Annotated in this window: 16 protein-coding genes; 1 reads left to right on the top strand and 15 read right to left on the bottom strand. The window is 66.9% G+C overall.

The annotated features are described in order from the left end of the window. Positions 1–7: 7 nt before the first annotated feature. The 13 genes from ACOI2T_RS25645 to ACOI2T_RS25585 form a co-directional block, all read right to left on the bottom strand. Complete coding sequence (locus ACOI2T_RS25645; RefSeq protein WP_409506018.1) at positions 8–793, bottom strand: NADH-quinone oxidoreductase subunit J; 786 nt, start codon at positions 791–793, stop codon at positions 8–10. Continuing rightward, a complete protein-coding gene (nuoI, locus tag ACOI2T_RS25640; RefSeq protein WP_067856618.1) occupies positions 790–1,314 on the bottom strand; it encodes an NADH-quinone oxidoreductase subunit NuoI in 525 nt (174 codons plus the stop codon). Before nuoI ends, ACOI2T_RS25645 begins: the two co-directional genes overlap by 4 nt. Further along, positions 1,307–2,530, bottom strand: a complete 1,224-nt coding sequence (nuoH, locus tag ACOI2T_RS25635) for an NADH-quinone oxidoreductase subunit NuoH (protein WP_409506019.1) — start codon at positions 2,528–2,530, stop codon at positions 1,307–1,309. Before nuoH ends, nuoI begins: the two co-directional genes overlap by 8 nt. Next, complete coding sequence (locus ACOI2T_RS25630) at positions 2,527–4,914, bottom strand: NADH-quinone oxidoreductase subunit G (protein ID WP_409506020.1); 2,388 nt, start codon at positions 4,912–4,914, stop codon at positions 2,527–2,529. The genes nuoH and ACOI2T_RS25630 overlap by 4 nt, the downstream gene beginning before the upstream one ends. 92 nt (positions 4,915–5,006) lie before the next feature. Then, complete coding sequence (gene nuoF, locus ACOI2T_RS25625; protein ID WP_409506021.1) at positions 5,007–6,323, bottom strand: NADH-quinone oxidoreductase subunit NuoF; 1,317 nt, start codon at positions 6,321–6,323, stop codon at positions 5,007–5,009. Then, complete coding sequence (gene nuoE, locus ACOI2T_RS25620; RefSeq protein ID WP_409506022.1) at positions 6,320–7,186, bottom strand: NADH-quinone oxidoreductase subunit NuoE; 867 nt, start codon at positions 7,184–7,186, stop codon at positions 6,320–6,322. The genes nuoF and nuoE overlap by 4 nt, the downstream gene beginning before the upstream one ends. Further along, entirely contained in the window at positions 7,183–8,520 is a 1,338-nt protein-coding gene (gene nuoD, locus ACOI2T_RS25615; protein ID WP_409506023.1) for an NADH dehydrogenase (quinone) subunit D, read from the bottom strand. Before nuoD ends, nuoE begins: the two co-directional genes overlap by 4 nt. After that, complete coding sequence (locus ACOI2T_RS25610; RefSeq protein WP_409506024.1) at positions 8,520–9,236, bottom strand: NADH-quinone oxidoreductase subunit C; 717 nt, start codon at positions 9,234–9,236, stop codon at positions 8,520–8,522. Before ACOI2T_RS25610 ends, nuoD begins: the two co-directional genes overlap by 1 nt. Next, a complete protein-coding gene (locus ACOI2T_RS25605) occupies positions 9,233–9,787 on the bottom strand; it encodes a NuoB/complex I 20 kDa subunit family protein (RefSeq protein WP_067856638.1) in 555 nt (184 codons plus the stop codon). Before ACOI2T_RS25605 ends, ACOI2T_RS25610 begins: the two co-directional genes overlap by 4 nt. Then, positions 9,778–10,146: an NADH-quinone oxidoreductase subunit A gene (locus tag ACOI2T_RS25600; RefSeq protein ID WP_067856642.1), complete on the bottom strand. Its 369-nt coding sequence runs from the start codon at positions 10,144–10,146 to the stop codon at positions 9,778–9,780. The genes ACOI2T_RS25605 and ACOI2T_RS25600 overlap by 10 nt, the downstream gene beginning before the upstream one ends. Positions 10,147–10,317: 171 nt before the next feature. Then, positions 10,318–10,716 (bottom strand): Rv3143 family two-component system response regulator, encoded by a 399-nt coding sequence (locus tag ACOI2T_RS25595; RefSeq protein ID WP_067856644.1) that lies wholly within the window; start codon positions 10,714–10,716, stop codon positions 10,318–10,320. Between the two features lie 64 nt (positions 10,717–10,780). Further along, positions 10,781–11,299, bottom strand: coding sequence for a YceI family protein (locus ACOI2T_RS25590; RefSeq protein ID WP_409506025.1), 519 nt, complete (start codon positions 11,297–11,299; stop codon positions 10,781–10,783). 18 nt (positions 11,300–11,317) lie between these two features. Beyond that, the gene (locus tag ACOI2T_RS25585; protein WP_409506026.1) at positions 11,318–11,707 is read right to left on the bottom strand and encodes a nuclear transport factor 2 family protein; all 390 of its coding nucleotides are present in this window, start codon (positions 11,705–11,707) and stop codon (positions 11,318–11,320) included. Positions 11,708–11,768: 61 nt separating this feature from the next. On the opposite strand from ACOI2T_RS25585, the gene ACOI2T_RS25580 reads away from it, so the two are divergent. Next, positions 11,769–12,398: a class I SAM-dependent methyltransferase gene (locus ACOI2T_RS25580; RefSeq protein ID WP_421874725.1), complete on the top strand. Its 630-nt coding sequence runs from the start codon at positions 11,769–11,771 to the stop codon at positions 12,396–12,398. Positions 12,399–12,402: 4 nt separating this feature from the next. Here the strand turns inward: ACOI2T_RS25580 and ACOI2T_RS25575 are convergent, their stop codons facing one another. Together ACOI2T_RS25575 and ACOI2T_RS25570 are read right to left on the bottom strand one after the other, a co-directional pair. Continuing rightward, positions 12,403–12,741: a DUF6285 domain-containing protein gene (locus tag ACOI2T_RS25575; RefSeq protein WP_067856656.1), complete on the bottom strand. Its 339-nt coding sequence runs from the start codon at positions 12,739–12,741 to the stop codon at positions 12,403–12,405. Then, entirely contained in the window at positions 12,738–13,700 is a 963-nt protein-coding gene (locus ACOI2T_RS25570) for a phosphotransferase family protein (protein ID WP_409505934.1), read from the bottom strand. Before ACOI2T_RS25570 ends, ACOI2T_RS25575 begins: the two co-directional genes overlap by 4 nt. Positions 13,701–13,704 lie beyond the last annotated feature (4 nt).

Raw genomic sequence — 13,704 nt, 5'->3', positions numbered from 1 at the left:
CCTGGCATCACCCCTCCCCGTTCCTCGAATTGCTCATCGCCCGCTGCGGCAGGATCGAGCTGACCGATATCGCGGCGTCCGAACCGTCGGGCAGCCGCGCCGGGATGTCGACGGCATTGTGCCGGGCATAGACACCGGGATTCGGCAACGGTGTCGGGTGTCCGCCGCCCTGGAATCGCTCGACGGCCAGCTCACGCTGAGTTTTGCGGCGTTCGAAGCGCTCGCGGTGCGCGAGCACCATCGCCCCGAGTGCTGCGGTGATCAGCAGCGTGCTGGTCAACTCGAACGCCCACAGGTAGCGCGTGAAGATCAGTGCCGCCAAGCCTTCCACGTTGCCGCCGGCGTTGGCCTCGGCCAGGCCGGTGAACCCGGCGACCGAGACATTGCCGATGCCGGCGATCAGCAGCACTCCGAAACCCACTCCGGCGGCCAGTGCCGCGACGCGCTGCCCGCGCAGGGTTTCCACGAGTGACTCCGACAGATCGACGCCGATGAGCATGAGCACGAACAAGAACAGCATCATGACGGCGCCGGTGTAGACGACGATCTGCACGACACCGAGGAACAGCGCGTCCTGGGCGATGTAGAGCACGGCGAGCACGATCATCGTGCACGCCAGGAATACCGCCGAGTACACGGCTTTCGGCGCGGCCACCACCCCGATCGCCCCGAGCACCGCGACCGCCCCGAGAATCCAGAACAGCACGGCCTCGGACGTCGACGTGCGGGCCACGCCGTCGACCGCGGCGAGCCGCGAAATATGCTCCGCCAGCAGCACCACCTCCGGCGTCATCGAACGTCCTCCGTGATCGGGGTGATCTTGCCCAGGTAGTAGTCGTCATCGGTGCTGCCGGGCGCCATCTCGTGCGGCGGTGCCTGCATGCCCGGCTGCAGGGGAGCGAGCAGCTTGTCCTTGCCCCAGATCAGATCTGCCCGGTTGTCGTCGGCCATCTCGTACTCGTTGGTCATCGTCAACGCCCTGGTGGGGCAGGCTTCGATGCACAACCCGCAGCCGATGCAGCGCAGGTAGTTGATCTGGTACACCCGGCCGTAGCGTTCGCCGGGCGAAAAGCGTTCGCCTGCTGCGTTGTCGGCGCCTTCGACGAAGATCGCATCGGCCGGGCAGGCCCAGGCACACAATTCGCAGCCGATGCACTTCTCCAGTCCATCGGGATATCGGTTGAGTTGGTGGCGGCCGTGATAGCGGGGCGCGACCGGTCCGGGTTTCTCGGGATACTCCTCGGTGAGCGGCTTTTTGAACATCGAACGGAACGTCACCGCGAACCCAGCGAGCGCGTCGAGGAACTTAGGCATCAGCGGTCTCCTTGCTGGCAGCCGGCAGCGGTGGCACGGGATAGGCTCCCGAACTCTGCTGCGGCGCCGGTTGAACAGTTCTGCGGCGCAGGGTTTTCCACAGCGCCCAGGCGAGCACGACGATCGCGATCACGGCTGACGTGACCAGCCAGGTCGCCCAGTTGTGGTAGCCGTGTTCGCGCAGGCTGTGCGTGGTAGCGACGATCATGATCCAGGCCAGTGACACCGGTATGAGGACCTTCCAGCCCAGTGCCATGAACTGGTCGTAGCGCAGCCGGGGCAGTGTCGCGCGCAGCCAGATGTAGAAGAACATGAACGCCCACACCTTCGCGGTGAACCACAGCAGTGCCCACCAGCCGCTGTCGGCGCCGTCGATCATGTTGAACGGGAACGGTGCGTGCCACCCGCCGAGGAACATCGTCGTGGCGAGGGCCGAGACCGTGGTCATGTTGACGTACTCGGCGAGCATGAACATCGCGAACTTCAGCGACGAGTACTCGGTGTGGAATCCGCCGACGAGCTCACCCTCGGCTTCGGGCAGATCGAATGGGGCCCGGTTCGTTTCGCCGACCATCGACGTCACGTACACCAGGAATGACGGCAGCAGCAGGAAGACGAACCACGTACCGTCCTGCGCGGCGACGATGCCCGACGTCGACATCGTGCCCGCGTAGAGGAACACCGCGGCGAACGACAACGCCATCGCGATCTCATAGGAGATCACCTGCGCGCTCGAGCGCAGGCCGCCCAGCAGGGGATAGGTGGAGCCCGATGCCCAGCCGGCCAGCACGATGCCGTACACGCCGATCGAGGTGACCGCGAGGATGTAGAGCACCGCCACCGACAGGTCCGTCAACTGCAGCGGGGTGCGAAGCCCGAACACCGACACCTCGCCGCCCATCGGGATGACCGCGAACGCCATGAACGCCGGGATCACCGAGATGACCGGGGCCAGTAGGTAAATGGGCTTGTCGACCCCGGCCGGGGTGAGGCCCTCCTTCAGCGCGAGCTTGATGCCGTCGGCCAGCGATTGGAGCAGGCCCCACGGGCCGACGCGGTTGGGGCCGGGCCGCATCTGCATGCGGCCCAGGACTTTACGTTCGATCAAAATCGCCGACAGCACCGTCAGGAGCAGAAACACGAAGATGGCGAGTGCTTTGGCGAGAATCAGCCACCACGGGTCGTGGCCGAACAGCGTCGGGTCCGGATGTGTCATGAGGTGGCCCGTCCGATCGATACCAGGGCGCCTGCCGTCACGCCGAGTTGGGCATGCACGGCCGAGCCGGGGGAGTTCATCGGCAGCCACACCACGCGTTCGGCCATGTCGGTGATGGCCAGCGGCAGCGTGATCGCACCGCGGTCAGTGCCGACTGTCACCGGATCGCCATCGGCCGCGCCGATTTCGGCGGCGGTCGCCGCGGAGAGCCGCGCGACGGCCGGCCTGGCGGTTCCGGCCAGATGCGGTTCACCGTCTTGCAGCCGGCCGGCGTCGAGCAGCATGCGCCAGCTGGCAAGTACCGCCTGACCGGGTCCGGGCTCGACCGGCTCGGTCGACGGCACCGTTGGTGCAGGTGCGCGCGCGCCGGTCCATGCCCCGAGACGGGTCAGTTCGGCGTCGGCGGCATCTGCGGTCGTGAGGCCGAGGTCGACGCCGATTTCGTCGGCGAGATAGTGCAGCACCCGCAGGTCCGGTATGGCGTTGGACTGCAGCGACGGCTTGAACGGCCGGAATCGGCCCTCCCAGTTGAGGTATGCACCGGCCTTCTCCACCACCGGTGCGACGGGGAACACCACGTCGGCCAGATCGGTGACCGCGCTCTCGCGCAACTCGAGGCTCACCACGAACGGCGTCATGCGCAACGCGCTGAGTGCCAGCTCAGGATCGGGCAGATCGGCGATGTCGACGCCGCCGAACAGCAGGGCCGCGAGGTTGCCGTCGGCGGCCGCGGCGAGGATCTCGGCGCCGTCACGCCCTGGCGATCCCGGCAACTCTCCGGTGTTCCAGGCTTCGGCGGTCTGTGCGCGGGCGGTCGCATCGGCGACCGGACGGCCGCCGGGCAGCAGATTGGGCAGCGCACCGGCTTCCACTGCGCCACGCTCGCCGGCTCGCCGCGGAATCCACGCGAGCCGGGCACCTGTGCCGGCCGCAAGCCGCACGGCGGCGGACAACGCACCCGGTGAGGTGGCCAGCCGTTCGCCGACGAGGATGACCGCACCCGGCCGGCGCAGCCGGTCGTCGTCGGCGAGGCTGTCCAGGGCCGCAGCTTCGCCGCCGGGCGCGGCGGGGATCAACGTGCCCGCCATCTTCGTCAGCCCGCGACTGGCGAACGGCGCCACCGACAGCACCCGAACCCCGTTCTTGCGGGCACCTTTGCGCAGCCGTAGGAAAACGATCGGCGATTCTTCTTCGGGCTCGAAACCGGCAAGCAGCACCGTCGGCGCCTGTTCGAGTTCCGCGTAGCGCAGCGCCATCGCCGTACCAGCCACCTGCGCGGCCAGGAACTCGGCCTCCTCCGCGGAGTGCGGGCGCGAACGGAAGTCGATGTCGTTGGTGTTGAGCACCATCCGAGTGAATTTCGAGTACGCGTACGCATCCTGAACGGTGCACCGACCACCCACGAGCACGCCGGTGCTACCCGCCGCCGCGAGAAGTCCCGCTCCCGCCACCCCGAGCGCTTCCGACCACGACGCCGGACGCAACACCCCGTTGTCCCGCAGCAGCGGTGTGGTGATCCGATCGCCGACGGTCGCATAGGTGAAGGCCCAGCGACCCTTGTCGCAGTTCCACTCCTCGTTGACCTCGGGATCGTCACCGGCCAACCGGCGCATGACTTTTCCGCGCCTATGGTCGGTGCGCTGCGCGCATCCCGACGCGCAGTGCTCGCACACGCTCGGACTCGAGACGAGGTCGAAGGGACGGGCCCGGAACCGGTACGCGGTGCCGGTCAGTGCGCCCACGGGGCAGATCTGAACGGTGTTGCCGGAGAAATAGGACTGGAACGGCTCGCCGGGCGCGATGCCGACCTGCTGCAGCGCCCCTCGTTCGAGCAAGTCGATGAACGGATCGCCGGCGATCTGCGCCGAGAACCGTGTGCAGCGGGCGCACAGAACGCACCGCTCGCGGTCCAGCAGCACCTGGGACGAGATGTTGATCGGTTTCGGGAAGGTCCGTTTGACGTCTTCGAACCGGGTCTCCGGGCGCCCGTTGGACATCGCCTGGTTCTGCAGCGGACATTCGCCGCCCTTGTCGCAGACCGGGCAGTCCAGTGGATGATTGATCAGCAGCAGCTCCATCACCCCGCGCTGCGCCTTGTCGGCGGCCTCGGAGCTGAACTGAGTGCGCACCACCATGTCCGGCATGACCGTGGTGGTGCACGACGCCATCGGTTTACGCTGACCTTCCACCTCGACCAGGCACTGCCGGCACGCCCCGACCGGATCGAGAAGGGGGTGGTCGCAGAACCGGGGAATCTGGACGCCCATCAGCTCGGCGGCGCGGATCACCAACGTGCCCTTGGGAACGCTGATCTCATGCCCGTCGATGGTCAGCGACACCATTTCCACCGGCGGGCTGTCCTTGGTCGGTTCGGCCAGCGTCATCGACGTGCCCCCTTTCCCTGCGCGAGAAGACGCGTAGGTACCCGTACCGGCGGCGTTTCGGGTACCTGCGTGTCTGCTCGCCGAATGGACATCTACACACCGACCTCTTCGGTCGCCATCAACGTCGAGGCGTGTGGATCGAATGGACACCCGCCGCTCAGGTGCGCCACGTATTCGTCGCGGAAGTGCTTGATGGACGACATGATCGGGCTCGCAGCGCCATCACCCAACGCGCAGAACGACTTACCGAAGATGGTGTCGGAGATGTCCAGCAGCTTGTCGATGTCGGCCTCGGACGCGGCACCGGTCTCCAGCCGCGCATAGATCTGTGCGAGCCAGTAGGTGCCCTCGCGGCACGGCGTGCACTTGCCGCAGGATTCGTGCGCGTAGAACTGAGTCCAGCGGCGCACGGCCCGCACCACACACGTCGTCTCGTCGAAGATCTGCAATGCCTTGGTGCCCAGCATGGACCCGACCGAGGCCATGCCTTCGTAATCCAGTGGCACGTCGAGATGTTCACCGGTCAGCAGCGGCGTCGAGGATCCGCCCGGTGTCCAGAACTTCAGGGTGTGTCCCGTTCGGATGCCACCGGCATAGCCGAGGAGTTCGCGCAGCGTGATGCCGAGCGGCGCCTCGTACTGTCCGGGCCGATTGACATGTCCCGACAGCGAATACAACGTGAAACCAGGGGATTTCTCCGATCCCATGGAGCGGAACCAGTCGACTCCGTTGACCAGGATCGGTGGGACGCTCGCGATGGATTCGACGTTGTTGACCACGGTCGGGCAGGCGTACAGGCCGGCGACGGCCGGGAACGGCGGCCGCAGACGAGGTTGTCCGCGCCGGCCTTCCAGGGAATCCAGCAGCGCGGTCTCCTCGCCGCAGATGTACGCGCCCGCGCCGGCGTGGACCGTCAGCTCCAGGTCGAATCCCGAATCGAGGATGTTCGAGCCGAGATACCCGGCGTCGTAGGCCTCGGCGACCGCGGCCTGCAGGCGCCGCAACACCGGAACCACCTCGCCGCGCACATAGATGAACGCGTGCTTGGCGCGGATCGCGTACGCCGCGATGATCACGCCCTCGATCAGGAAGTGCGGAGTGGTCAGCAGCAGCGGAATGTCTTTGCAGGTGCCGGGTTCGGACTCGTCGGCGTTGACCACCAGGTAATGCGGCTTCGCGCCGGCACCGTCGTCACCTTGGGGAATGAACGACCACTTCGTGCCGGTGGGGAATCCCGCGCCCCCACGGCCGCGCAGGCCGGAATCCTTCACGAGCGCGATCACATCGTCGGGTGCCATCGACAGCGCGCGCTGCAACCCCTGATAACCGTCGTGACGGCGATAGGTGTCCAACGTCCACGGATCGGGTTCGTCCCAGAACCGGCTGAGTACCGGCGTCAGTGCGGTCATGAGCGCGAATCCGTTGCGTCCGGGTCGGTTTCGGTGGTGTTGGGCTCTGGCGGCACGGTGGCGGACGGCCCGGGCGCCGGCGCGTCCTGCGTGGCCTCCGCGGCCGCCTGCTCGTCGTCGACGGTCTCCTCCGAGGACGCGGATGCGTTGCTGTCGGGTGCCGTCATGCCGCGTTCCCGCGCGACGCGCAGCCCGGCGAGGGTGGCATCGCCTGGCGCGCCGCCGGGGACGCGGGGGTCACCCAGCCCGGCCAGCGTGCGTGCGGTCTCGCGAAAGTTGCACAACGGCGCGCCGCGACTGGGTGCCGGTGCGTCACCGCTGCGCAGCCCGTCGACGAGATCGCGCGCCGACGAAGGAGTCTGGTTGTCGTAGAACTCCCAGTTGACCATCACGACCGGCGCGTAATCACAGGCGGCATTGCATTCGATGTGCTCGAGCGTGACTCGACCGTCGGCAGTCGTCTGTCCGGCGTGGATGTCCAGATGATCCTGCAGCGCGTCCAAAATCGCGTCGCCGCCCATGATCGCGCACAGCGTGTTGGTGCACACGCCGACGAGGTATTCGCCGGTAGGTGTGCGCCGGTACATCGAGTAGAACGTGGCCACCGCGGTGACCTCGGCCTCGGTCAGGCTCAATTGGTCGGCGCAGAAAGCGATTCCGGCCGGTGTCAGGTAACCGTCCTCGGCCTGCACGAGGTGCAGCAGGGGAAGCAGGGCTGATCGGGCATCCGGGTAGCGGGCGGTGATCTGCTCGGCGTCGGCGCGCAGGCGAGTCGTCACATCGTCGGGATATGCCACGGGCCCGTTGATCGGCGGGCCCGCTTCGTCGGGGCGCTGCCCCAGTTCCAGGAACACTTCTGTCACCTGTCAACCCCTCCCATGACCGGGTCGATCGACGCCACCGCCGCGATCGCGTCGGCCACCATGCCGCCTTCGCACATCGCCGCCACGGCTTGCAGGTTGGTGAACGACGGGTCGCGATAGTGCACCCGATACGGCCGGGTTCCGCCGTCGGAGACCATGTGCACCCCGAGCTCGCCACGCGGCGATTCCACCGCGACGTAGACCTGACCCGCAGGCACCCGGATGCCCTCGGTGACGAGTTTGAAGTGGTGGATCAGCCCCTCCATCGAGCGGCCCATGATCCGGGCGATGTGTTCGGGCGAGTTGCCCAAACCGTCCGGACCGAGCTTGAGATCGGCAGGCCACGCCAGCTTCTTGTCGGTGATCATCACCGGTCCCGGGCCGAGCCGCTCCAGCTTGTCCACGCACTGCTCGACGATCTTGAGCGACTCCCGCATTTCCTTCACGCGAATGATGTAGCGGCCGTAGGAGTCACACCGGTCGTCGGTGATGACGTCGAATTCGTAGTTCTCGTAACCACAGTACGGTTGCGCCTTGCGCAGATCGTGTGGCAGGCCGGTGGATCGCAACACCGGGCCGGTGATGCCGAGCGCGATGCAGCCGGTCAGGTCGAGGTAGCCCACGTCGACGGTGCGGGCCTTCCAGATGTAGTTCTCGTTGAGTAGATTCTCCAAGTCGCGCAGACGTTTCGGGAGCAGTTTGAGAAGGTCGCGAACCTGGCCGATCGCCTCGTCGGGCAGGTCGGCGGCCAGGCCGCCGGGCCGGATGTAGGCGTGGTTCATCCGTAACCCGGTGATGGTCTCGAAGACCCGCAGAATTTCCTCGCGTTCGCGGAAACCGTAGAACATCGCGCTCATCGCGCCGAGTTCCATCCCGCCGGTCGCCAATGCCACGAGGTGCGAGCTGATCCGGTTGAGCTCCATGAGCATCACGCGGATGACGCTGGCACGCTCGGGGATGTCGTCGGTGATGCCGAGCAGCTTCTCGACGCCGAGACAGTAGGCGGTCTCGTTGAAAAACGGTGAGAGGTAATCCATCCGGGTGACGAACGTGACGCCCTGGGTCCAGTTGCGGTATTCGAGGTTCTTCTCGATGCCGGTGTGCAGATAGCCGATGCCGCAACGGGCTTCGGTGATGATCTCGCCTTCGATTTCGAGGATCAGCCGGAGGACCCCGTGTGTCGACGGGTGCTGGGGACCCATGTTGACGACGATCCGCTCGCCGGCCTGGGCGGCGGCGCTCGACCGGGCCGCGGCCACCACCTGGTCCCAATCCGCGCCGCCCACGACGACGACTTTTTCCCCGCCCTCGGGCGGCATCGTTGAGGTGCTCATCAGTTGTAGGACCTCCGCTGATCTGGCGGTGGGATCTGGGCGCCGTGGTACTCCACCGGAATTCCGCCCAGCGGATAGTCTTTGCGCTGCGGATGGCCCACCCAGTCGTCGGGCATCTCGATGCGGGTCAGTGCCGGATGGCCGTCGAAGACGATGCCGAAGAAGTCGTAGGTCTCGCGTTCGTGCCAGTCTGTGGTGGGGTAGATCGCGTACAGCGACGGTATGTGCGGATCGGCGTCGGGTGCGGCGACTTCCAGCCTGATCCGCCGGTTGTGCGTGATCGACATCAGCGGATACACCGCATGGAGTTCGCGGCCGGTGTCGTCGGGATAGTGCACGCCGCTCACCCCGAGGCACAACTCGAAACGCAGGGCGGGATCGTCCCGCAACACGCTTGCCACCGCGGGCAGTTGGACACGACTCACTTCGAGGGTCAACTCGTCGCGGTACACCACCACGCGCTCGATCGACACGGCGTAGCGTTCCTCGCCGAGGACCGCGGCCAGTTGGTCGACCACCTCGTCGAAGTAGCTGCCGTACGGCCGGGGAGAACTCCCCGGCAGGGCGACCGGACGGACGAGGCGTCCGTAGCCGGACGTGTCACCGGTGCCCTTGGCGCCGAACATGCCCCGCCGCACACCGATCACCTCGGGCGTGTCGCCGATCCCGTTCCGGATGCCGTTGGTGCCGTTGGAGGATTCGTTGGAATTACTCACCGCAGCAACCCCTTGAGCTCGATGGTCGGGGTGACGGAGAGCGCGGCCTGTTCGGCTTCGCGGATGGCTTCCGCACGGTTCACCCCGAGCGGCATCTGCTGAATCTTGTCGTGCAGCTTGAGAATTGCATGCAGCAGCATCTCCGGGCGGGGCGGGCAGCCGGGTAGGTAGATGTCCACCGGGACCACGTGGTCGACACCCTGGACCACCGCATAGTTGTTGAACATGCCGCCCGACGACGCGCACACACCCATCGCCAACACCCATTTCGGCTCGGCCATCTGGTCATAGATCTGCCGCAGTACCGGCGCCATCTTCTGGCTGACCCGGCCCGCGACGATCATGAGATCGGCCTGCCGCGGGGTGGCCGAGAACCGTTCCATGCCGAACCTGGCGATGTCGAACCGCGGCCCCGCCGTGGACATCATCTCGATCGCACAGCAGGCCAGGCCGAAAGTCGCGGGCCACAGCGAGCCTTTGCGGACGTATCCGGCAACCGTCTCGACCGTCGACAGCAGGATCCCGCCGGGCAGCCGTTCCTCTAGTCCCAATTCAGGCCTCCTCGGCGCCAGACGTACGCGTACGCCACGAAGACTGTCAGCATGAACAACAGCATCTCCACCAGCGCGAACAGGCCGAGACTGTCGAACGCGACGGCCCACGGGTAGAGGAAGACGATCTCGATGTCGAACACGATGAACAACATCGCCGTGAGGTAGTAGCGGATCGGCATCCGTTGGCCGGTGGCCCCGGCCGCGCCGGCCGGCATCGGCTCGATACCGCATTCGTACGCTTCGAGTTTGGCCCGGTTGTAGCGCCTGGGTCCGATGACGAGCGCGATCACCACGGACACGACGGCAAAGGCAGCCGCAATCGCTCCGAGAACCAGGATCGGCGTGTAGAGATTCATGCCTCGCGGTCGCTCCCTCGGTGGGCTGTCGATGTGAGCTAACCCACAGCCTAGCGAGGTTTGCGGCCCGTGCCACATATTTTGGTTAGTATCGTTTCATACCGCGGCAGCGCACAGCTGCGCCACAGCCGTGCCGTGAAGAACCAACGGCTACAGGGTAATTCGCTGGAATTACTGAACCGGGGCGCGCAACAGGCGCACGACCGCGTCGCCCAGCCGGATCGGATCGATCGGGTGGGGGACAGCGGCTTCGGCGCGCGACCAGCTCGCGAGCCAGGCATCGTCGGGACGTCCGGTGAGCACCAGGATGGGCGGGCACACGTCGAGTTCGTCCTTGAGTTGCTTGGCGACACCCATACCGCCGGCGGGTGTGGCCTCGCCGTCGAGGATTGCCAGGTCGAATCCGCCGGCGTCCATCTGCGAAATCACCATCGGCGCGGTGGCCACCTCGACGTAGGTGAGCTCCGGCAGATCGGGGTGGACGCGTTTGCCCAGCGCGAGTCGCACCTGTTCGCGGGTGCGTGGGTTGTCGCTGTACACCAGGATGCGCAGCGGCGCGGGGCCGGCCATGCCGCCGATGCTACTGCGTGCCGGGTCGGCGATCGGGCAACTCGCCGAATCCTGTTGCGCCGCTTCAGGCGCGGACGAATACCAACGTCGCCGACAGCGCGGTCGCCGGTCCGACCATGCCGAGCAGGTTGCCCGAAACGCCGAATTCGCCGCGGTCGACCGTGCACTGCCCGGCCATCTGCACCGCGCCGTCGTCCAGAACCTGCACGCTGACCGGCAATTCGATCGGCCGTGTCGCACCCCGAACGGTCAATGTCGCTGCCAACCGGGCATCGTCCGGACCCGACGGCTGCGCGTCGCTCACCTCGACGGTGATCTCCGGGTGATTGTCGACGTCGAAGAAATCGGCGGAGCGCAGGTGCTCGTCGCGCTTGCGGATTCCGGTTCGCAGCGACGCCGCGTTGATCACCACCCGGCCGCTCACCCCGCCGTTTGCCCGGCCTTCACCGCGGAACTCGGCAAATCTGCCGGTCACGGTTGCCAAACCCCACATGGTCTTGTTGCGGAAGGTCACCGTGGACCGGTCAGGCGCCAAGGTCCAGTTGCCCGCACTGGCGGTGAGGATGTCCTGCAGCGTCGTCATGTTGCCTCCGTGGTGAACTCAGCCGAGCAGTGGTGCGATGTCCTTGGGGTCGAAGTACTCGTCGATGCGATGGATCAAACCGTCGGGTCTCACCTTGATCACGATGCAGACCCGCAGCGCGATCGACGCACCGTCGCGCCCGGTCGCGTGTACGACATGCTGCTGCACGAATCCACCGTCGAAAACCTGTCGGTCGAGCACCTCGTAGCGGCGCTCGGTGGTGGCGTCGATGAACCAGTCGATGACCCGCAGGGCGCGGGCGCGTTCGTTGTCCCTGCGGTCCCCGGAATGCCACACCGTGACATCGTCGGCCCACATCCCGGCGATCGTGGCGCGGTCGCTGCGTTCGATCGCGTCGAACAACCGATCGGCTACCTGGTCGATGGCCTCCGCGTCGGTAACGGGCATCAGTTCACCTTCTCCGGCTGGTGCTTGACCTCAAGCGACATTGAGGTTGAAGACTTGGTCCATGGATACGACACCGGCACTCTCCCTGTTCGATGAAGCGTACGAGTCCCGCACCGCCCCGTGGGTGATCGGCGAGCCGCAACCTGCGATCGTCGAACTGGAACGGCGCGGCTTGATCCGCGGCAAGGTGCTCGATGCGGGCTGCGGGACGGGTGAACACACGATGCTGCTGACGCGCCTCGGCTACGACGTGCTCGGCATCGACTTCTCGCCGCAGGCGATTGCTCAGGCTCGCGAGAACGCAGCTCAACGTGGCGTTGACGCCCGTTTTGCGGTTGCCGACGCGACGCGGTTGGATGCCGAGCCGGGCTACGACACGATCATCGACAGCGCGCTGTTCCACATTTTCGACGACACCGACCGGCCTGCGTATGTCGCGAGCTTGCACACGGCGTGCCGGCCCGGCGGGTATGTCCACGTGCTGGCACTGTCCGACGCCGGGCGCGGCTTCGGGCCCGAGGTCAGCGAGGACGTCATCCGCGGTGCGTTCGCCGACGGCTGGGAGCTCGAGGCGCTGGACACCACGACGTACCGCGGGGTGGTCGGCCCGGCCCAGACCGAGGCCATCGGTCTGCCGGCGGGCTCGCATGTCGACGAGCCCGCATGGCTCGCGCGAGCACGCCGGGTGTGAGCGCTCAGGGCACGTCATAGCCCGGGTGTGCGGCCGCCAACCGCTGCCGTACCAGCACGCGTAGACATGCGGTGACGTCCTCGGCTCGGTCGTCGAGTTCGCCGGACCTGATGGCCGACGCGAGCGCAGCCTCGCCGGAAAAGCCGAGCTCGGCCAGGGCGGCATCGCAGTCGACCGGATCACCGGCGAGCAGTTCGCGTTCGACCATGCGCAGCGCGTTGGCCGCGACACGGGCGTGGAAATTGACCGCTCCGCCGGTCTCGGCGCGCACCTCGGTCTCGAGGAACTCGGCCACCGCGGCGACGAGTTCGGCGGCCGTGGGCCGGCCGTAGAGGTCACTCATGGCGCGCTCCCGTCCAGCAGGTCGAGCAGATCCCACTCCGTTTCGCAGACCCGGCGCCCGATGGTCGCCAACTCCACCGACCTGGTCTGGCCGCTGAGATGGCGTTCGGCCTGGTAACGGCAGATGATGCCCCAGCGCAGGGTCGCCTGCACGAGCCACCAGCGGATCGCGGCGCGGTCGAGCGGCATCCCGCCGGCCTCTTCGTAGGCGGCCAGGAAACTCTCGATGCTGCCGAGCCCGCCTGCGCCCATGGATTGCGGCGCCCCGAACCGCCATGCGCGGATGCAGAACCAGGCCAGGTCTTCGTACACCTCACCCAGGTGCACTAGCTCCCAGTCCAGTACCGCGGCCAGGTCGGAGCCGTCGACGATCAGATTGCCCATCCGGAAGTCGCCGTGGACCAACCGATGTGGTGACGGCGGCGGCCGGTTGGCCGCCAGCCAGCGAAACGCCCACTCGAAAGTGGCTGTGGTGTCGCCCATCTCGTCGAGCTGAGCGCGCCACTGGGCCAGCTGGTCCTGTTCGGCCAAACCGGGCAGCTCCGGTGGTTCTGCTCGGTGGATCGCGGCGAGGGCATGCGCGCACTGGGTGAGCAGCTTGGCGCGCCCGGCGTCGTCGAGCTGACGCTGGATGCGCCGCACGATCGTCTCCCCGGCGATGAAATCGCAGATGAGATACGGATTGCCCAGCGCGGCAGCCGAATTGTCGGCGACGAGGACATGGGGGACGGGGGCGCCTGCCGCAGCGGCCGCACGCTGCGTGCCCGCCTCCAACTCCATGCCGGCGTGGACTTCGTCGGGTGGTCCGGTGCGCAGGATCAGCGCACGACGTACCGAGGACGTGATGGCGTCGAACGACCACGTCGTGCGGCTGGCGCCGCCGGTGAGTTCACGCAGGTTCTCGACGGTCACGTCCGGGCCGAGCACCGGCGCGAGCACCTTGGCCAGCGCACCCGGCAGGTCG

Origin of the sequence: Mycolicibacterium wolinskyi str. Jessa 2025, assembly GCF_049241375.1 — a bacterium.
GTDB classification, from domain to species: Bacteria; Actinomycetota; Actinomycetes; order Mycobacteriales; family Mycobacteriaceae; genus Mycobacterium; species Mycobacterium wolinskyi.
The sequence above is the reverse complement of the archived record's forward strand: the minus strand, read 5'-3'. Positions and strand labels throughout refer to the sequence as shown.